Source organism: Pantoea sp. IMH (assembly GCF_000599885.1).
GTDB lineage: Bacteria > Pseudomonadota > Gammaproteobacteria > Enterobacterales > Enterobacteriaceae > Erwinia.
Window position 1 is genome coordinate 875347 of record NZ_JFGT01000005.1, and the last position, 18799, is coordinate 894145.

The following is an 18799-nucleotide window of genomic DNA, read 5'->3' on the forward strand; positions in this document are numbered from 1 at the left end:
CCTGGTTAGAGCTGCGCCAGGCGCTGGTTGAACAGGCCGATCTGCTGCTGAAGATGCAGACTGAAAGCCTCAACCAGCGCCGAGGAAGGACGATGTCGGGGGCGGATCAGGTTAACGGTGAAAGGTACATCCACGCTGAACCGCCGGATAACCACGCCGCTGCTGGCATAGTCGAGCGCTGTTAACGGGTTGACGATCGAAATCCCGACGCCAGCCCGCACCATAGCGCATACCGACGCGGCGCTGTGCGTCTCCATCACCATTCTGCGCTCAACGCCATTTTCACTGAACAGATGATCCAGCAGCTGGCGATAGCTATCGCTTCTGGAGAGGCTGATATAGTTATATCCGGCAAAATCCTGCGGCGTCAGGCAGCGTTTTTTCGCCAGCACATGTCCTTCTGGCAGCACACAGACTTCATTGCCGGTAAAGAGTCCGGTGCGCGTGGTGCCGGCGGGCGTCTGATTCGTTTCCGTCAAGCCGAGGTCGTAACGCTGCGCCGACAGCCACTCCTCAAGCAGCGGCGACTCCTGCGGAATGATATTCAGGCTCACGTCAGGATAGCGCTGCAGAAATGGCTGGCAGATTGGCGGCAGCAGCGACTGAGAAAAGGCGGGCAGACAGGCGATGGACAGCTCGCCCTGGCGAAACTGACGCAGCCCGTCGGCCGCCGCGATAATGCGATCCAGCCCGTACCATGAGCGCTGAACCTCTTCGAACAGCCGCAACCCCTGAACCGTAGGCTGAAGGCGGCCCCGCACGCGGTCGAACAACGCCAGTCCGGTCAGCTTTTCAAAGCGTGCCAGCTCGCGGCTGACCGTTGGCTGCGAGGTATGCAGCATCGCTGCCGCCTCCGTCAGATTGCCAGTCGTCACTACCGCATGAAAAATCTCAATATGTCGCAGCGTAATCCCGTTCATGATGTTCCTGACTACCATGCCTGAAGCCATATCATGGATGAATAGAGTTCGATAAAAAAGATATTTTTGATCGCATCCCGGCTGTGGCGTAATAGTGACATTGTTTTAAGGAGAACCGATGCCACGCCTGCTCAGCAATACCGACATAGCCTTGACCCACGAAAAGCTGCTTCCGCTGGCCGTTCAGTACGGCGGCCCCGTCTGGGTCTATGACGCGAACATTATTCGTGAACGTATCAGCCAGTTAATGCAGTTCGACGTGGTGCGTTTCGCGCAGAAGGCCTGTTCCAATATTCACATTTTACGGTTGATGCGCGAGGCGGGCGTTAAAGTCGATTCCGTGTCGCTGGGTGAGATAGAGCGTGCGCTGGTGGCGGGTTATCAGCCTGGCGGCGACGAGATTGTGTTTACCGCTGACGTGATCGATGCGCCCACGCTACAGCGCCTGAGCGCGCTGAAAATCCCGGTGAATGCCGGATCGGTGGATATGCTGCATCAGCTTGGCGCCGTTTCACCGGGCCACCCGGTCTGGCTGCGTGTCAACCCGGGCTTCGGTCACGGTCACAGCCAGAAAACCAATACCGGCGGTGAAAACAGCAAACACGGCATCTGGCATGGCGATCTGTCGCTGGCACTGGCAGCCATTCAGCTGTACGGCCTGAAGCTGGTCGGCATTCATATGCATATTGGCTCTGGCGTGGACTATGGTCACCTTGAGCAGGTCTGTGACGCTATGGTGAATCAGGTTATCGGTTTCGGTCAGGATCTTGAGGCGATTTCAGCGGGCGGCGGGCTTTCCATTCCTTACCGTTTTGAAGAAGAGGCGATCGATACCGGGCATTACTTTGGCCTGTGGGACGCGGCCCGCCAGCGGATAGCCCAACATCTGGGTCATCCGGTCAAGCTGGAGATTGAGCCGGGACGTTTCCTGGTCGCGGAGTCAGGCGTACTGGTGTCACAGGTGCGGGCGGTGAAGCAGATGGGCAGCCGCCACTTTGTGCTGGTGGATGCGGGCTTCAACGATCTGATGCGGCCTTCCATGTACGGCAGCTATCACCATATTTCAGCGATGGCGGGTGACGGCAGGGCGCTGGATGAGACCCAGACGGTGGAAAGCGTGGTGGCCGGTCCACTCTGTGAATCAGGAGACGTGTTTACCCAGCAAGAAGGTGGCAAGGTGGAAACCCGGTCGCTGCCCGACGTGCAGCCGGGCGACTATCTGGTTTTCCATGATACCGGTGCCTACGGCGCTTCTATGTCCTCGAACTACAACAGCCGTCCGCTGCTGCCGGAAGTGCTGTTTGAGCATGGAGAACCGCGACAGATCCGCCGTCCGCAAACCATTCAGGAGTTGCTGGCGCTGGAAATCTGATCCGCCGCGATTGTCCGCACGCATTACCGGCCCGGCTGGAAAATCCCTGCTGCGACCTGGGCCGGTGTGACCACGCCGGTATCCAGCACCCAGCCGCTAATCAGTGACGCTGGCGTCACGTCGAACGCCGGGTTATAGACTGCCGCCCCCTCAGGCGCCCACTCAACCTCGCCAAAGCTGCCGGCCACGCCGGTCACTTCGCTGGCGGCGCGCTGCTCAATCGGAATCGCCGAGCCGTCCGGGCAGGTCGCATCAAGCGTGGTATGCGGCGCGGCAACGTAGAAAGGGATGCCGTGATAATGCGCCAGCACCGCAAGGCTGTATGTGCCGATCTTATTGGCCACGTCACCGTTAGCGGCGATGCGGTCGGCGCCTACCCATACGGCATCCACCTGTTTTTTCGCCATCAGGCTGGCCGCCATGCTGTCGCAAATCAGGCGATAGGGCACGCCCATTTCGCCCAGCTCCCAGGCGGTCAGGCGGCCTCCCTGAAGCAGCGGCCTTGTCTCATCCACCCAGACATTTTCCACTTTCCCTTCCTGCCAGCCGCGGGCGATAACGCCCAGCGCCGTGCCGACGCCTGCCGTTGCCAGACCGCCCGTATTGCAGTGGGTCAGCAGGCGGCTGGCGGGCGTAATCAGCTGCGCGCCAGCGGCGGCAATGTTGTCACACAGCGCTTTATCTTCTTCCACCAGGCGCAGCGCCTCAAAACTCAGGGCCGTCACATGATCTTCCTGCGCCAGCGCCAGCTTCATGCGATCCAGGTTGTTCATCAGGTTCACCGCAGTTGGCCGCGCCGCCCGCAGAACCGCCAGCGACTCAGCCAGTTCAGCCTTTGGCATTCCATTTTCCGCCAGCAGCGCCAGCAGCAGGCTGGCCGAAAGGCCAATCAGCGGCGCACCGCGCACCCGCAGGGCTTTGATATGGGCGACAAGCGCGGCAACGTCCGGCGTCGGGCACCAGATTTTTTTCTGCGGCAGGGCTTGCTGATCGAGGATCCAAAGCTGATTGTCACGAACTTGTAAGCTGGTGGTATTCAGTGTCTGCATGAGAAGTTAAATCCTGGTTGCGTTATCTGGGCATAGTGTGCCAACATGCCTGACGGATGTATAGACGTCTGAACGGCTTATAACAAAAGAATTCGCAAGATATCGCGTTTGATGAGGGGCAAGTCAATGTCGCAATACCGTACGTTCACCGCAGCAGATGCCGTGGAATATGCCCGCCAGTTTGGCGGCGTCAGCGATCCGTCCAGCCTGATCGACTCTGAGGAAGTGGGCGACGGTAATCTGAATCTGGTCTTTAAAATTTTTGACCGCTCAGGCGTGAGCCGGGTCATTATTAAGCAGGCGTTGCCTTACGTGCGTTGCGTGGGGGAATCCTGGCCGCTGACGCTCGATCGTGCCCGTATCGAAGCGGAAGTATTACGTATTCATGGTCACTATTGCCCTGACCATACGGTGAAGATCCTGCACTACGACGCCGATCTGGCGGTGATGGTGATGGAAGATCTCTCTCATCTTGCCATCTGGCGCGGTGAGCAGGTGAAAGGGCTGGATTATCCTCAAGCCGCCACCCAACTGGGTGAATACCTGGCACAGACGCTGTTTCATACCTCCGATTTTTATCAGCATCCTCATCAGAAAAAAGCGGATGTTATTCGCTTCACCAATCCCGAACTGTGCGACATCACTGAAGAGCTGTTCTTCAATGAGCCTTATGAAGTGCACGAGCGTAACGGCTATCCGCGCGAGCTGGAACCGCTGATTGCCACACTGCGCGATGATGATGAGCTGCGCCTGAAGGTGGCAGGGCTGAAGCATCGCTTTCTTTCACATGCCGAGGCGCTGCTGCACGGCGACGTCCACAGCGGCTCCATCTTTGTGGGTGAAGGCACGCTGAAGGTGATCGATGCCGAATTTGGCTACTACGGCCCCATCGGATTTGACGTTGGCAGCGCGCTTGGCAATTTGCTGATCAACTACTGTGCGCTGCCTGGCCTGCTTCCACCGCGCGAAGCGGCAGACGTCCGCGAAAAGCGGCTGAATGATGTGCGGGCGCTCTGGCAGAGTTTTGCGGAGGGTTTCCTGGCGCTGGCGGCGGAAAAGTCCCGCGATCGCGCGCTGGCTTATTCCGGTTACGGCGCGGCATTCCTGCGCAAGGTCTGGTGCGATACGCTGGGCTTTTGCGGGACCGAGCTTATCCGCCGGACGGTGGGTATGTCCCAGGTCGCGGACATCAAATCCATAGACGATGAGGCGATGAAGGCCGGATGCGTTAGCCAGGCGGTAACGCTCGGCAGGACGCTGATCCTGGCCGCGGAGCATGTAGAGGATATCGAAGCACTGATCGCACGCATCCGGCAGAATGGCTGAAGACACCTTCAGAGCAGACATTTTGATTTGTTGCCGCCCTCAAAACGGACTGGTTCGCCAGTCCGTTTTGCATTTATTACTCGAACAAACGGGATTAAAGGGTGCTTTCGCTATGCCTTATTTTCACCGGCTGAGCGCATAGAGTTTTGCGCTCTGAAGTGAACCATGCTTATAAAATCGCCCAGCCTGTTCCGGCGGCTACGTTATCAAGGCTGCGGCCAGCATCGCCGATAAATAAAGACCACAACCAAAAACCAGATGGGTCAGTAAACTTTTCAATCTGGCCTTCGCGGGATTCGCCGTGGCCGACGCCGCCATCCCAAAACCGAGTGCGGGCTGCATAATAAAAAAAGGCGCCGCAAGACTTATCAGGCCTGTCGCCATGGCTGTACCAACATCAGGTGCGTGAAACCATTGCGGGCCGGATAACAGCAGCGGAAGAAACGCGAACAGAATGCCCGTTGCGTAATGAAACGCCCAACCGGTCACTTTTTCGCCGCTAAGGGCTGGTGCGTTGAGGATAGTGCGGTGAACAAATTTTCCCTTAAGCATCCCTAAGAGCCACCGCCCTGGCAGCGCATAATCCAGCGATGCAATACCCCATTTCCGCCTTAACAGTAGCGCCCAGCCATCCATACACAGCGTTGCGCCAGCGCCGGTAAACAGAATACGCAAAAGGATCTCTGTGCTCATTTTTGCCTCTCAATATGCCATGTTATGCTGGCAGGCATTGTGCAACTTAAAGCTCACTTCAGGTCAACCATGAAAGAACTTGATATTGCTGAGGTCGCTCAGCTGGCAAATGTTGCGCCCTCTGCGCTGCGGTTTTATGAGAAGAAAGGCCTGATTTACCCCACTGGACGAAACGGCCTGCGAAGGCAGTACTCTGCTGATGTGCTGAACCGGCTGGCGTTAATAGCGCTGGGTCAGACGGCGGGCTTCACGCTGGATAATATTGCGGCGATGTTCGATCGGCAAGGGAGGCTGACGCTTGAACCGCAGCGCCTGCTGAGCAGGGCGGACGAAATCGATCAAACCATCCGCGAGCTGAAAAAGGTCAGTGAAGGATTAAGGCATGTGGCTGGCTGCACCGCGCCAAACCATATGCAGTGCCCGCAGTTTCTGAAGCTTTTAGGGAGAGTGAAAACGGCTTCATCAGAAGGCGCGCGTTAACAAATGGGTTATGCAAGGACGGTGGAAAGAGACACAGGATGTAGCGGCAGCGAAGCTGAAAAGCGCTCCGGCTGCCGCTTGTTACTGAACGTTGTTAGCCTGACGGTTTATCACTGTGTTGTCAGGCAAGGGCCGCTGATTTTCAGGCAGCTTCCGTTTTCCTCACCGTTTCCGGCAACTTAACGGGCTGCTGTTCAGGCTTTACCGGCTGAGTCGCCAGCGCATCCGCGTCAAATTCGTCCACGTTGATCGAGCGCAGGCGGCTCACTTCAGCACGTGTCAGAATGCTCGCTTCCTCTTCGGTAATCCATTTTTCCTGAATGCCCTGTTGCGCTAACACGTCCAGACGGGTAAACGGCAGATGTTTTTTCTGCTGCTTACAGAGGCGATCGTGAATGACCTCCGCCGCCATAATATCCTCAAGCGCTTCTTCCAGCTGGCCTGCCGGATTATTTTCCCCCGGCGTCAGGTACTGGCCACGGCCCAGGCGGGAACGCGTCGCCGAAGGAATTTGCAGGATGCACGCCAGCTGGTGATCGAGGCGATCCGATGGCGCGCGGCAGTGGCGTCCGGTCGGGAAAATAATGCCGCACAGCAGGCTGGCAACCATACGGTTAGGGAAGTTACGCAGCAGATCGTCAATGGCGACTTCCGCCTGGTTCATCGCATCCTGTACGCCCCAGTGCAGCAGCGGCAGATCGGCTTCGTTACGGCCTTCATCTTCATAACGCTTCAGCGCGGCCGAGGCGAGATAGAGCTGGCTGAGCACATCGCCAAGGCGGGCGGAGATCCGCTCACGCCGCTTCAGGCTGCCGCCGAGCACCGACATGGAAATGTCGGAGAGCAGCGCCATATTGGCGCTCAGCCGGTTCAGGTGCTGATAATAGCGGCGGCTGGCGTCGCGGGTTGGTGTCTTGCTGGTACGTCCGCCAGTCAGGCCAAGCCACAGGCTGCGCACCATATTGCTGCCGACGTGGCCGACATGGCTGAACAGGGCCTTATCAAAAGCGTCCAGGTCATTGTTCTGCGCTGCCGCCATTTCCGTCAGCACGTAAGGATGACAGCGAATGGCGCCCTGACCGAAGATAATCATGCTGCGGGTCAGGATATTCGCACCCTCGACGGTGATGGCAATAGGAGCGCCCTGATAGGCGCGGGCCAGGAAATTACTGTTGCCGAGCATGATGCCTTTGCCCCCGGCAATATCCATTGCGTCAACGATGGCGCGCTGGCCGCGATGGGTACAGTGATATTTTACAATGGCAGAGAGCACGGCCGGTTTTTCACCCTGCGCGATGCCGTAGGTGATCAGCGAGGCTGCGGCATCCATTACCCAGGCATTCCCGGCGATGCGTGCCAGCGGCTCTTCAATCCCTTCCATTTTTCCGATCGGCAGACGGAACTGGCGACGAATATGGGCGTAGGCGCCAATCGCCAGCGCGATGCTTTTCAGGCTGCCGGTAGAGTTAGAGGGCAGGGTAATGCCGCGTCCCACCGACAGGCATTCGACCAGCATCCGCCAGCCCTGGCCCGCCATTTTCGGTCCGCCAATGATGTAGTCGATCGGCACAAATATATCGTTACCGCGCGTCGGGCCGTTCTGGAACGGCACGTTAAGCGGGAAGTGGCGTTTGCCAATCTCCACACCAGGCGTCCGGGTCGGGATCAGTGCACAGGTAATGCCTAATTCGTCGGTGTCGCCAAGCAGATGATCGGGATCGTAGAGCTTAAACGCCAGGCCCAGCACCGTCGCTACCGGTGCCAGCGTAATATAGCGTTTGTTCCAAGTCAGGCGCATGCCCAGTACCTGCTCGCCCTCCCAGTCACCCATACAAACCACACCTTTATCCGGAATGGCGCCCGCGTCGGAACCCGCTTCCGGGCTGGTCAGTGCAAAGCAGGGGATCTCTTTGCCAGCGGCAAGGCGCGGCAGGTAGTGATCTTTCTGTTCATCCGTCCCGTAATGCTGAAGCAGTTCGCCGGGGCCGAGGGAGTTAGGTACGCCAACGGTGATCGCCAGAATACCGGAGACGCCAGCCAGCTTCTGTAGTACGCATGCCTGCGCGTAAGCTGAGAATTCAAGGCCGCCATACTCTTTCTTGATGATCATCGCAAAAAAGCGATGCTCTTTCAGATAGGCCCAGAGTTCGGGCGGCAGATCGGCCATTTCATGCGTAATGGCAAAGTCGTTTGACATGCGGCAGGCTTCTTCCACCGGGCCGTTCAGAAAAGCCAGCTCCTCTTCACTCAGGCGCGGCTGCGGATAGTTATGCAGTTTTTCCCAGTCGGGATTGCCGCGAAACAGCTCGCCTTCCCACCAGGTGGTACCTGCCTCAATCGCTTCTTTTTCCGTACGGGACATCGGCGGCATCACTTTCTGAAAAGTATGCAGCATCTGGCGGGAAAACAGGGCGCGGCGCATCGGCAGCAGGTTGAAAGGCAGCAGAATAATTGCCAGTGGGATCAGCAGCCATGGGGTCCAGACTTGCGCAACCGCCCAGGCAACCGTCCACGCCAGCAGCAGCAGGCTGGCTGTGAGCAGATTAACGCGGTGATAAAAGAGCGCGCCAATCAGCACGATCGTTGCCACGATACTGAAAACCATCATATCCATCGCTCCGTAAGTAGTAAGAGGTCTGACCTGTTAGCTACAGGTGTAAAGCAGATGCATTCTGTTAGCAATGCCTTTACATCATAATTACAATGTGGCTCACATTCCGGCCGCCTCAGCGGGCTTAGCCACCACTTCGCGGGCTGGGTGCTTTTCGCCCTTCATCCAACTTGCTAGACTGACGAAAACTCTTCCCGCTAAAGGACTCCCCCATGTATCAGGACATCATTCGCGCAGAACTTAACGAGGCGGCGGAAACGCTCAATAACTTCCTGAGTGACGAAGCCAATATTCATGCTATTCAGCGTGCAGCGGTGCTGCTGGCCGATGCATTTAAAGCGGGCGGCAAGGTGCTCTCCTGCGGCAACGGCGGTTCACACTGCGACGCGATGCACTTCGCGGAGGAGCTGACCGGCCGCTACCGCGAAAACCGACCTGGCTATCCGGCGATTGCGATTTCCGACGTCAGCCATCTCTCCTGCGTCAGCAACGACTTTGGCTATGATTTTGTTTTCTCGCGCTATATCGAAGCAGTGGGCAAGTCAGGGGACGTTCTGCTGGGGCTTTCCACTTCCGGTAACTCAGCCAACATCATCAAAGCGGTGGAAGCGGCGCGGGCACAGGGCATGAAGGTGATCACCCTGACCGGCAAAGATGGTGGCAAGATGGATGGCATGGCCGATGTGGAAATCCGCGTACCCCACTTTGGCTATGCTGACCGTATTCAGGAGATCCACATCAAGGTGATCCATATCCTGATGCTGCTGATTGAAAAAGAGATGGTGAAGTAACCGCTTAAGGCCATCTCGGTATGGCCTTTTTATTTGAGGTGACGCTATGTGCGAACTGCTCGGGATGAGCGCCAATGTGCCTACGGATATCTGTTTCAGCTTTACCGGGCTGGTGCAGCGTGGCGGGGGAACCGGACCGCATAAGGATGGCTGGGGTATCACTTTCTATGAAGGAAAAGGCTGTCGCACATTCAAAGATCCTCAGCCAAGTTTTAACTCGCCGATCGCCCGGCTGGTGCAGGAGTATCCCATTAAATCCTGCTCGGTGGTCGCGCATATCCGCCAGGCTAACCGGGGAGAAGTGTGCCTTGAAAACACCCATCCCTTTACCCGTGAGCTCTGGGGCCGCAACTGGACCTTTGCGCATAACGGGCAGCTGAAAGGCTATCGTCAGCTGAGCACCGGCCAGTTTCGTCCGGTAGGTGAAACGGACAGCGAGTATGCTTTCTGCTGGCTGTTGCACAAACTGGCCACGCGCTATCCGCGCACGCCCGGAAACTGGCCTGCGGTGTTTCGCTATATTGCGGAACTGGCGGCAGAGCTACGTGGAAAAGGCGTCTTTAATATGCTGCTGTCGGACGGGCGCTATCTGATGGCCTTCTGCTCAACCAATCTTTTCTGGATCACGCGGCGGGCGCCGTTCGGGAAAGCAACCCTGCTGGATCAGGACGTGGAGATCGACTTTCAGAAGCAGACCACGCCAGACGACGTGGTCACAGTTATCGCCACTCAGCCTCTGACCGGCAACGAGACCTGGCATAAAATTGAACCCGGCGACTGGGCGCTATTTTGTCTCGGTGAGCGCGAGCGCCGATCCGGTGACTGAGGAACCCAGGAGTGAACCCGGTTCATTCAGGACATAGCGGCCGCCGGTCACGCTGATGGCGGGCGGGACGCGATGCTGCACAAACTCACGATAGCCCGGCTGGAGCTGCTGCCAGAAGCTGGCGTAGACCGAGTTGCGGTGGCGCTGTAAATTGCTGTCGGTCATGCGAAACGGATAGATGCTTACGCCGACGCGTGTCTGACCGTTACGCAGGGCAGCTTCCACGTAATTGTAGATATCTTCAATATAGGTATCCGTCATGGCGTAGCAGCCCACGGAAACGCAGCTGCCGTGGATCATCAGGTATTTCCCTTCATAACCCTGCTGACGATCGAATTCGTTCGGGAAACCGACGTTAATGGCCCGGTAGAACCGACTGTCCGGCTTCAGTTGGGAAAGCCCCACGCTGTAAAACCCTTCAGGACTTTTGAAGTCGCCCTGGCGACGCTTGGGGCCTAATCCCCCGGAGAAATTACAGATCCGGTAGCTGTCGAGCAGGCGATACTCATTGCCGATCTTGCCATAGAGCTCAAGCGTACGTTCTTCTTTAAAGATCTGGATGTACACAGGGGTGCCGAGTAACTGCTTCTTTAACTCTTTGCTTACCGGTGCCAGCGGGGTGACCGGGTAGGTGGGGACGCTGGCGAAGACGACGGCTGGCAGTAAAAACATCGCAAACAACAGTGCGATTTTGCCCATTCTGGTTCCCTATAAAAAGCGGGGTGGATGCGGCGTCGGGGGACGCGTTAACAACAATATCGGAACAATCCGCTATCGGTGCGTCACATTAGCATTGTCTGTTTTTTTATCAAGTGAGCGGCGCCTAAAATCTGTAAGAAAAGCGGTAAAACCCTCTGCCGCTGCGCTTTGCCGGACGATCGTCATCTTGATATCGGCTGGGTTGCCTGTATACTTATCCAGTGCTGCCGGAGGGGGATATGCGTAAGATCATTCATGTTGATATGGACTGCTTTTTCGCCGCCGTGGAAATGCGCGACAACCCGAGCCTGCGTGATATCCCCATCGCGATTGGCGGTAGCCACCTGAAGCGGGGCGTGATCAGCACCGCCAACTATCCCGCCCGTAAGTTTGGCGTACACAGCGCGATGTCCACCGCCATGGCGCTGAAGCTTTGTCCCCATCTGAAAGTGATCCCGGGCCGCTTTGATGCCTATAAAGAGGCAAGCGCGCACATTCGGGAAATATTTTCCCGTTATACCTCGCAGATTGAACCCCTTTCGCTGGATGAGGCCTATCTGGACGTTTCCGACAGCCCGCACTGCCAGGGCTCGGCCACGCTGATCGCGCGGGAGATCCGCCAGACCATTGCTAAAGAGCTGAACCTCACCGCCTCTGCGGGCATCGCACCGATCAAGTTTGTTGCCAAAATCGCCTCCGATCTGAATAAACCGGACGGCCAGTTCGTGATCACGCCAGCCGATCTTTCTGGTTTTCTGCTGACGCTGCCGCTGGCGAAGATCCCGGGCGTGGGGAAGGTGACGGCAAAGAAGCTGGAAGAGATGGGCCTGCAAACCTGCGGCGACGTGCAGAAAACTGACCTCGCCGCGCTGCTGAAGCGCTTCGGGAAGTTTGGCCGCGTGCTCTGGGAGCGCAGCAACGGCATTGATGAGCGGGAAGTGATTACGGAACGCCTGCGTAAATCGCTTGGCGTTGAGCGGACGCTCTCCGAAGATATTCACAGCTGGGAAGCCTGCCTGGAGATTATCGACTACCTCTATGAGGAGCTGGAGCGGCGCCTGACCAAAATCAAACCTGACCGGCTGATTGCCCGTCAGGGCGTGAAGCTGAAGTTTGATGACTTCCAGCAAACGACCCAGGAGCACGTCTGGCCGGAGCTGAATAAGGAAGATATGATTGCGGTGGCGAAAAAAACCTGGGATGAACGCCGCGCCAGCCGGGGCGTCAGGCTGGTTGGCCTGCACGTGACGCTGCTGCATCCGCAGCTTGAAAGGCAGCTGCTGCTGGGGCTGTAGGGAAACCTGCGTGGAGGACACGGGCTTGCTGCCCGCTTTTGTCTGATGCGCGTTAGCGAAAAAATGACGTGCTTTATCTGGGTAGAGTGAACTGCTGAGTGATAGCGACTAAAATACAGGCGGCTGATAAGAAGGAAATAAAAAGCCCTCCGGTGCGTTTTGTCACACCGGAGGGCAGGCAGGTTATTTGGTCGGGATCGCTTTCAGTACCGCGGTCAGCAGCTGCCAGTAAAGGCCAACGCTTTCAATATGGACCTGTTCATCCGGCGAGTGCGGGCCGGTGATAGTTGGACCAATCGACACCATATCCATATCCGGGTAAGGCTTTTTGAACAGGCCGCACTCCAGTCCGGCATGGATCACCTGAATATTTGGCGTTTTGCCAAACAGTGATTTGTAGGTCTCGCCAACCAGCGCCATCACCGGTGAGCTCGCATCCGGCTGCCAGCCAGGATAGCTGCCTTTGGCGAGCGAACGGGCGCCTGCCAGATCGCTCAGCGCAGTCAGCATTTCAACCACGTACTCTTTGCCGCTGTCAATCAGGGAGCGGACCAGGCTGTTGATCACCGCTTCCTCTTCTTTCAGCTTCACCACGCCGACGTTGAGCGAGGTTTCCACCACGCCTTTCATCACATCAGAGTTACGGATAACGCCGTTCGGGGTGCTGTTCAGCAGCGCGATAAACGCATCGCGGCTTGCTGCGGTCAGGGCACGATCGCCAGCCGCCACGTTTTCCACTACCAGGTTAAGGTTCTTCTCTTTCTGGCTCAGCTCGTTTTGCAGCGTCTCCAGATAGCTCAGCGCCAGGCTTTTTAGCTGGTCCAGCTTATCCGCCGGTACGGCCAGCGTGGCGATCGCCTCGCGCGGAATGGCGTTACGCAGCGTGCCGCCGGTGAAGTCCACCAGACGCAGATCCAGCGATTTGGCATGCGCGAACAGGAAGCGTGCCAGCAGTTTGTTGGCGTTACCCAGACCCACATGGATATCGCAGCCGGAGTGGCCGCCTTTCAGCCCTTTCAGGATCAGCTGAATATGCTCATAGCCCGCAGGTACCGCCTCACGGCTGACTGGCAGCGTGGCGGTGAAATCGATTCCGCCCGCACAGCCCATATAAACTTCACCCTCTTCTTCAGAGTCGGTGTTAATCAGGATATCCGCCTGGAGCCAGCCTGGCTGAAGGCCAAAGGCGCCCACCATGCCGGTCTCTTCGGTCATGGTCAGCAGCACTTCCAGCGGACCGTGTTCAACGCGGCTGTCGGCCAGCACGGCCAGTGCGGAGGAGAGGCCGATGCCATTATCCGCGCCCAGCGTGGTGCCGCGCGCTTTTACCCATTCGCCATCAATCCACGGCTGAATCGGGTCTTTAGTAAAATCATGTACCGTATCGTTATTTTTCTGCGGCACCATATCCAGGTGCGCCTGCAGCGCGACGGGTTTCAGATTTTCCAGGCCCGGCGTGGCCGGCTTGCGGATCAGGATATTGCCCACTTCATCGCGGTCGGTCCAGAAACCCTGCTCTTTCGCCCAGGAGAGAACGTATTGCGCCAGTTCTTCTTCGTGGTAAGAGGGATGGGGAATGGAACAGACTTTGGCAAAAATATCCCACAATGGCTGTGGTGACAGTTGAGACAATTCAGACACGATAAATCTCCTGTGTCATCACCATCAGCCGGCAAAGCCTGCGATGGCGAGCATGATTAGCGGTTGGATAACTCCCGTCAGCGGATCTGACGTGATGAGCAGAGAATATCATTCTTCCGCAGTGGATGCTTACTTCGCCTCAGCAAAAAAGCGAGCCCTGCGCCGATCGGTGCTGGTTTTTAGCGCCTCAGATCTCTATAATTCCGCGCAACCTCTCCCATAGTACATTTTTAAGCCAACACCATTGGTCGGGACTCCTTTATGAGCGAAAAATACGTCGTCACCTGGGACATGCTACAGATTCATGCCCGTAAACTGGCTCAGCGCCTGCTTCCTGTTGAACAGTGGAAAGGCATTATCGCGGTCAGCCGCGGTGGTCTGGTTCCTGCTTCCCTGCTGGCCCGCGAGCTGTGCATCCGCCATGTGGATACCGTCTGCATCTCCAGCTACGACCACGACAACCAGCGTGAAATGAAAATCATCAAGCGCGCTGAAGGTGACGGTGAAGGCTTTATCGTCATTGACGATCTGGTGGATACTGGCGGCACCGCCCAGGCGATCCGTGAAATGTATCCGAAAGCGCACTTCGTCACTATTTTTGCCAAACCGGCAGGACGCCCGCTGGTGGACGATTACGTGGTGGATATTCCGCAAAACACCTGGATCGAACAGCCCTGGGATATGGGCGTGGTTTATATTCCGCCTATCGTTAAAGGCTGATTGACCTCCGTCATTGCAACGCCCGGTTCTGCCGGGCGTTGCTGTTTTTACGGTTAGCGCCCCCGCCGGTGCTGAGATAGACTAGCCTGAAGCCCTGTACGCTGGAGGAGTGTCACGCAATGTCACCGAAGAACCTGAGCGAAGAGCTGTTTAAACCTCGCTTCAAGCATCCTGAAACCTCATCATTAATCCGTCGCCTGCATCGCCACAAGCCGCTGCCGGTGCATTCTGCGCTGGAAGGGGAGAGCCTTGCGGGCTGGTACCGGATGATTAACCGCGTACTCTGGACCTGGCGTGGCCTGTCGCCGGTCGAGATCAGCGAAGTACTGGCGCGCATCGCTGTCAGCCGGGTTGAGCATACCGATGAGCGCCTGCTGGATACGGTGATCGGCTACCGCGGCGGCAACTGGATTTATGAATGGTCAAAGCAGGCGGCGCTCTGGCAGCAGAAGGCCAGCGAAGCCGCCGATGACGAACAGGCCGGTCAGTGCTGGCTGCATGCGGCCAATCTCTACGGCGTGGCCGGTTATCCCCATCTGAAAGGGGATGAGCTGGCGGAGCAGGCGCAGCTGCTGGCCAACCGCGCCTATGAAGAGGCCACCTCGCGCCTTCAGGGCGAGCTGCGGGAAATTGAGTTCGCGATTCCGGGCGGCAGCCCGATATTTGGCTTCCTGCATATGCCTGCGCAGGTCAGCGCGCCCTATCCGACGGTACTGCTCTGTGGCAGCCTGGATTCCCTGCAGACCGATCACTATCGCCTGTTCCACGACTACCTGGCCCCCCGCGGGATCGCTATGCTGACTATCGATATGCCTTCCGTCGGCTTCTCCTCAAAATGGAAGCTGACGCAGGATACGAGCTTCTTACATCAGCAGGTATTGAAGCAGCTGGAACATGTGCCCTGGGTCGATCATACGCGGGTTGGCGCATTAGGTTTCCGCTTTGGCGCTAACGTGGCGGTCAGGCTGGCCTATCTTGAATCGCCCAGGCTGCGCGCCGTCGCCTGTCTGGGGCCGGTGGTGCACAGCCTGTTAAGTGATGAGAAAATTCAGGACCGCGTGCCGGAAATGTATATGGATGTCCTCGCCAGCCGCCTTGGCATGGCTTCCGCCTCCGATACCGCGCTGCGCACGGAGCTGAACCGCTACTCGCTTAAAACCCAGGGTTTGCTGGGGCGCCGCACGCCGACGCCGCTGCTTTCTGCCCACTGGCCCGGCGATATCTTCAGTCCGGAAGAGGAATCGAAGCTGATTGTCAGTTCGTCCGCTGACGGAAAACGGATGCCGATCGCCCTCTCACCCGCGATGCGCAACTTCGATCAAGCATTACGTGATATTGTCGACTGGTTAGCGAAGCGGTTAGCACGATGAGTTGCTAAACTGCAAGGCAGGCTTTGTAATAACCTGACGTGTTTATTAATGGAGATGAAAACAATGGCGTTACCGAGTGGGCATCCTAAAAGCCGCTTAATGAAGCGATTTGGTACTCTTGGCCCCTATATTCGCGAAGCGAAATGTCAAGACGAACGCTTCTTCTTCGACTGCCTGGCCGTCTGCGTCAATGTTAAGCCCGCGCCTGAAAGCCGTGAATTCTGGGGCTGGTGGATGGAGCTTGAAGCACAGAGCGATCATTTCACCTATGAGTACCATTTCGGCCTCTTCGACAAAGAAGGCAACTGGAAGCCTACCGCGGTGAAAGGAAAAGAGAACAACGAACGGCTGGAAGAGACGCTGCGTAATTTTCACGTCCGGCTGAAAGCGCTGCTGGCGGAGATGGAGCTGGATCTGAAACCGGCTGCCGATTTCGCCGATGAGCCGGTGAAACTGACCGCCTGATGGCGGCACAGAGAAAAGCAAAGAGGCTGCCAGTGGCAGCCTCTTTTAAGATGATAACGAATGCAGGTAACCCGTCCCTGCAGCGGAGACGGGGTCAGACTCAGAACTGGTAAGTCACACCCAGCGCGACAATATCATCGGTATTGAGCGCCAGCTTGTTATCGTCATTCAGCAGGTTGATTTTATAATCAACAAAGGCGGACATATTTTTGTTGAAGTAGTAAGTTGCCCCCACATCCGCAAATTTCACGATATCCGCATCACCAACGCCGTTTTCAATCTCTTTTGCTTTGGTCTGAACATAGGCCAGCGAAGGACGGAAGCCGTTCTCAAACTGGTACTGGGCCACCAGCTCAATATTCTGTAAGCGATTGGCGTAGCCGCTGACCGCCACCGCGTTACCCGCCACCTGAGCCGTACCGCTGATAGGGGACATATTCCGCGTTTCAGCATAGGTCGCGGCAAGGTAGACGCCGTTGCTGTCGAACTTCAGGCCTGTTGCCCAGGCTTCGGCTTTATCTCCGGTACCATAGGCGCTGGCACGCTGATCGTTAGTGCGGTTAGAGGAAGAGAGGGCCGCGTTAAGGGTCAGGCTATCCAGGAAGGTATAACCCAGTGAAGCCGCCATGCCGTCGCCGTTCGAGCTGCTGTCTGCACGGTTATCGTTCTCGTTTTTACCCTGATACTGCAACGCAAATTTCAGGCCATCGACCAGACCAAAGAAGCCGTTGTTGCGATAGGTGGCGACGCCATTGGTGCGGGTCAGCATATAGTTGTCGGTTTTGGTGTACCCCGTTCCCCCAAATTCCGGCATCATATCGGTGAAGGCTTCCACATCGTAAATCAGACCGTAGTTACGGCCATAGTCGATAGAGCCATAGTCACCAAACTTCAGTCCGGCAAAACCCAGACGGGTTTTACTGCCGGCAGAGCCTTCGCTTTCAGCCGTGCTGGCTGGCAGATGATATTCCCACTGGCCGTAGCCGGTCATCAGTTCGTTGATCTGGGTCTGGCCTTTAAAACCGATACGCACATAAGATTTGTCACCGTCATTGTTAGCGGCGTCGCTGAGGTAATGCATCGCTTTAACTTTGCCGTAAAAATCAAGCTTGTTGCCATCTTTATTATAGATTTCGGCAGCCTGTGCAGCGGAGGTCAGGGTCATTGCTGCGGTTAAAATTGCCAGTGCGCTTTTCATCATTTTGTGATCAATCCCAAAAAAGTAAATTTGCGAGGCCTTAGGAAATATCCTGGGCAGGAACGTTTTACCCTGATTTGATGAAACTTTTATTTCAGTCATGCGCATTTCTTATGACGGGCAAGGGAGATAACGGCAGGTTATGCGGCTTTTTCACCGCCGCCTGTTGGCTTACCGCACCACACCTGATAAAAAGTCCTATTCCATCACTTGATGTAACGGCAGGAAATAATGAGCAGTAGCCAGACCCTGGTAGTGAAACTGGGGACCAGCGTATTAACCGGCGGATCGCGCCGGCTGAACCGGGCGCATATCGTGGAACTGGTGCGGCAGTGCGCGCAGCAGCACGCGGCGGGCCACCGTATTGTGATCGTCACCTCTGGCGCGATGGCCGCCGGACGAGAGCACCTGGGCCACCCGGATCTGCCGCCGACCATCGCCTCAAAGCAGCTACTGGCTGCGGTGGGGCAGAGCAGGTTAATACAGCTCTGGGAGCAGCTGTTCTCCATTTACGGTATCCATATCGGGCAGATGCTGCTGACGCGGGCGGACCTGGAAGATCGGGAACGCTTTCTGAATGCCCGCGACACGCTGCGGGCGCTGCTGGATAACCATATCGTGCCGGTTATCAACGAAAATGACGCGGTGGCGACTGCCGAGATCAAAGTCGGCGACAACGATAACCTCTCTGCGCTGGCGGCGATGCTTGCCGGTGCCGATAAGCTTCTGCTACTGACCGATCAGCCAGGGCTGTTTACCGCCGATCCGCGTAACAACCCGGCGGCGGAACTGATCCGCGACGTTCACGGCATTGACGATGCCTTGCGCGCGCTGGCGGGTGACAGCGTTTCCGGATTGGGCACCGGCGGTATGGCGACCAAGCTACAGGCTGCCGATGTGGCCTGCCGGGCGGGCATCGATACCATTATTGCCGCTGGCAGCCGTCCGGACGTGATCGCCGATGTGATCGCCAGCAAACCCGTCGGCACCCGTTTTCACGCGCTGGAAACGCCGCTGGAGAACCGTAAACGCTGGATCTTCGGTGCGCCACCGGCAGGCGAAGTGACCATCGACGATGGTGCGCTGGCGGCCATTCTCGAACGCGGCAGTTCGCTGTTGCCAAAAGGCATTCGCCAGATCGCAGGCAACTTTTCCCGTGGTGAAGTGATCCGCATCCGTAATCTGCAGGGGCGCGACGTGGCCCACGGCGTCTGCCGCTATAACAGCGACGCCATGCGTATGATCGCCGGCCACCACTCGCAGCAAATCAGTGAAATTTTAGGTTATGAATATGGTCCGGTGGCGATCCACCGCGACGATATGATCGTCAGCTAAGGAGCGGA

Annotated in this window: 17 protein-coding genes; 10 read left to right on the forward strand and 7 right to left on the reverse strand. The window is 57.0% G+C overall.

All coding sequences use genetic code 11. From position 1 onward, the window contains the following. Positions 1–5: 5 nt before the first annotated feature. The gene (locus EA20_RS0112400; protein ID WP_024967134.1) at positions 6–920 is read right to left on the reverse strand and encodes a LysR family transcriptional regulator; all 915 of its coding nucleotides are present in this window, start codon (positions 918–920) and stop codon (positions 6–8) included. Between the two features lie 118 nt (positions 921–1038). Between EA20_RS0112400 and lysA the strand changes: the two genes are divergently transcribed. Beyond that, positions 1039–2292: a diaminopimelate decarboxylase gene (gene lysA, locus EA20_RS0112405; protein WP_024967135.1), complete on the forward strand. Its 1254-nt coding sequence runs from the start codon at positions 1039–1041 to the stop codon at positions 2290–2292. A 23-nt stretch (positions 2293–2315) separates the two neighbouring features. Here the strand turns inward: lysA and mtnA are convergent, their stop codons facing one another. Next, complete coding sequence (gene mtnA / locus EA20_RS0112410) at positions 2316–3341, reverse strand: S-methyl-5-thioribose-1-phosphate isomerase (RefSeq protein ID WP_024967136.1); 1026 nt, start codon at positions 3339–3341, stop codon at positions 2316–2318. 126 nt (positions 3342–3467) lie between these two features. Here mtnA and mtnK point away from each other — a divergent pair, with 126 nt between their 5' ends. Then, positions 3468–4667, forward strand: a complete 1200-nt coding sequence (mtnK, locus tag EA20_RS0112415; protein ID WP_024967137.1) for an S-methyl-5-thioribose kinase — start codon at positions 3468–3470, stop codon at positions 4665–4667. A gap of 198 nt (positions 4668–4865) precedes the next feature. Here mtnK and EA20_RS0112420 read toward each other — a convergent pair whose 3' ends face one another. Further along, positions 4866–5360, reverse strand: a complete 495-nt coding sequence (locus EA20_RS0112420; protein ID WP_024967138.1) for a DUF2938 domain-containing protein — start codon at positions 5358–5360, stop codon at positions 4866–4868. Between the two features lie 69 nt (positions 5361–5429). Between EA20_RS0112420 and EA20_RS0112425 the strand changes: the two genes are divergently transcribed. Further along, positions 5430–5840 (forward strand): helix-turn-helix domain-containing protein, encoded by a 411-nt coding sequence (locus EA20_RS0112425; protein WP_024967139.1) that lies wholly within the window; start codon positions 5430–5432, stop codon positions 5838–5840. Positions 5841–5982: 142 nt separating this feature from the next. On the opposite strand, the gene fadE is transcribed toward EA20_RS0112425, so the two are convergent. Next, positions 5983–8448 carry an acyl-CoA dehydrogenase FadE gene (fadE, locus tag EA20_RS0112430; protein WP_024967140.1) on the reverse strand — a complete coding sequence of 822 codons (2466 nt, stop codon included), beginning with the start codon at positions 8446–8448 and terminating at the stop codon, positions 5983–5985. A 215-nt stretch (positions 8449–8663) separates the two neighbouring features. On the opposite strand from fadE, the gene lpcA reads away from it, so the two are divergent. Together lpcA and EA20_RS0112440 are read left to right on the forward strand one after the other, a co-directional pair. Continuing rightward, positions 8664–9242: a D-sedoheptulose 7-phosphate isomerase gene (gene lpcA, locus EA20_RS0112435; RefSeq protein WP_024967141.1), complete on the forward strand. Its 579-nt coding sequence runs from the start codon at positions 8664–8666 to the stop codon at positions 9240–9242. A 46-nt stretch (positions 9243–9288) separates the two neighbouring features. After that, positions 9289–10068 carry a class II glutamine amidotransferase gene (locus tag EA20_RS0112440; protein ID WP_024967142.1) on the forward strand — a complete coding sequence of 260 codons (780 nt, stop codon included), beginning with the start codon at positions 9289–9291 and terminating at the stop codon, positions 10066–10068. Here the strand turns inward: EA20_RS0112440 and dpaA are convergent. Further along, the gene (dpaA, locus tag EA20_RS0112445; protein ID WP_024967143.1) at positions 10027–10767 is read right to left on the reverse strand and encodes a peptidoglycan meso-diaminopimelic acid protein amidase; all 741 of its coding nucleotides are present in this window, start codon (positions 10765–10767) and stop codon (positions 10027–10029) included. The two genes, EA20_RS0112440 and dpaA, sit on opposite strands and share 42 nt — an antisense overlap. A 239-nt stretch (positions 10768–11006) precedes the next feature. On the opposite strand from dpaA, the gene dinB reads away from it, so the two are divergent. After that, positions 11007–12062, forward strand: a complete 1056-nt coding sequence (gene dinB, locus EA20_RS0112450; protein WP_024967144.1) for a DNA polymerase IV — start codon at positions 11007–11009, stop codon at positions 12060–12062. 183 nt (positions 12063–12245) lie between these two features. Here dinB and pepD read toward each other — a convergent pair whose 3' ends face one another. After that, positions 12246–13703, reverse strand: coding sequence for a beta-Ala-His dipeptidase (gene pepD, locus EA20_RS0112455; protein WP_024967145.1), 1458 nt, complete (start codon positions 13701–13703; stop codon positions 12246–12248). 261 nt (positions 13704–13964) lie between these two features. On the opposite strand from pepD, the gene gpt reads away from it, so the two are divergent. From gpt to crl, 3 genes are all read left to right on the forward strand, one after another. Beyond that, a complete protein-coding gene (gene gpt / locus EA20_RS0112460) occupies positions 13965–14423 on the forward strand; it encodes a xanthine phosphoribosyltransferase (RefSeq protein ID WP_024967146.1) in 459 nt (152 codons plus the stop codon). A 119-nt stretch (positions 14424–14542) separates the two neighbouring features. After that, entirely contained in the window at positions 14543–15793 is a 1251-nt protein-coding gene (gene frsA, locus EA20_RS0112465) for an esterase FrsA (RefSeq protein ID WP_024967147.1), read from the forward strand. Between the two features lie 63 nt (positions 15794–15856). After that, positions 15857–16258, forward strand: a complete 402-nt coding sequence (crl, locus tag EA20_RS0112470) for a sigma factor-binding protein Crl (protein WP_024967148.1) — start codon at positions 15857–15859, stop codon at positions 16256–16258. Positions 16259–16358: 100 nt separating this feature from the next. On the opposite strand, the gene EA20_RS0112475 is transcribed toward crl, so the two are convergent. Further along, positions 16359–17459, reverse strand: coding sequence for a porin (locus EA20_RS0112475; protein ID WP_024967149.1), 1101 nt, complete (start codon positions 17457–17459; stop codon positions 16359–16361). A 228-nt stretch (positions 17460–17687) separates the two neighbouring features. On the opposite strand from EA20_RS0112475, the gene proB reads away from it, so the two are divergent. Then, positions 17688–18791: a glutamate 5-kinase gene (proB, locus tag EA20_RS0112480; RefSeq protein ID WP_024967150.1), complete on the forward strand. Its 1104-nt coding sequence runs from the start codon at positions 17688–17690 to the stop codon at positions 18789–18791. Positions 18792–18799 lie beyond the last annotated feature (8 nt).

What these genes read in the sequence shown, in the direction of transcription:
- EA20_RS0112400 (WP_024967134.1), bottom strand. Translation starts at nt 920, where the DNA reads ATGAACGGGATTACGCTGCGACATATTGAGATTTTTCATGCGGTAGTG.
- lysA (WP_024967135.1), top strand. Translation starts at nt 1,039, where the DNA reads ATGCCACGCCTGCTCAGCAATACCGACATAGCCTTGACCCACGAAAAG.
- mtnA (WP_024967136.1), bottom strand. Translation starts at nt 3,341, where the DNA reads ATGCAGACACTGAATACCACCAGCTTACAAGTTCGTGACAATCAGCTT.
- mtnK (WP_024967137.1), top strand. Translation starts at nt 3,468, where the DNA reads ATGTCGCAATACCGTACGTTCACCGCAGCAGATGCCGTGGAATATGCC.
- EA20_RS0112420 (WP_024967138.1), bottom strand. Translation starts at nt 5,360, where the DNA reads ATGAGCACAGAGATCCTTTTGCGTATTCTGTTTACCGGCGCTGGCGCA.
- EA20_RS0112425 (WP_024967139.1), top strand. Translation starts at nt 5,430, where the DNA reads ATGAAAGAACTTGATATTGCTGAGGTCGCTCAGCTGGCAAATGTTGCG.
- fadE (WP_024967140.1), bottom strand. Translation starts at nt 8,448, where the DNA reads ATGATGGTTTTCAGTATCGTGGCAACGATCGTGCTGATTGGCGCGCTC.
- lpcA (WP_024967141.1), top strand. Translation starts at nt 8,664, where the DNA reads ATGTATCAGGACATCATTCGCGCAGAACTTAACGAGGCGGCGGAAACG.
- EA20_RS0112440 (WP_024967142.1), top strand. Translation starts at nt 9,289, where the DNA reads ATGTGCGAACTGCTCGGGATGAGCGCCAATGTGCCTACGGATATCTGT.
- dpaA (WP_024967143.1), bottom strand. Translation starts at nt 10,767, where the DNA reads ATGGGCAAAATCGCACTGTTGTTTGCGATGTTTTTACTGCCAGCCGTC.
- dinB (WP_024967144.1), top strand. Translation starts at nt 11,007, where the DNA reads ATGCGTAAGATCATTCATGTTGATATGGACTGCTTTTTCGCCGCCGTG.
- gpt (WP_024967146.1), top strand. Translation starts at nt 13,965, where the DNA reads ATGAGCGAAAAATACGTCGTCACCTGGGACATGCTACAGATTCATGCC.
- frsA (WP_024967147.1), top strand. Translation starts at nt 14,543, where the DNA reads ATGTCACCGAAGAACCTGAGCGAAGAGCTGTTTAAACCTCGCTTCAAG.
- crl (WP_024967148.1), top strand. Translation starts at nt 15,857, where the DNA reads ATGGCGTTACCGAGTGGGCATCCTAAAAGCCGCTTAATGAAGCGATTT.
- EA20_RS0112475 (WP_024967149.1), bottom strand. Translation starts at nt 17,459, where the DNA reads ATGATGAAAAGCGCACTGGCAATTTTAACCGCAGCAATGACCCTGACC.
- proB (WP_024967150.1), top strand. Translation starts at nt 17,688, where the DNA reads ATGAGCAGTAGCCAGACCCTGGTAGTGAAACTGGGGACCAGCGTATTA.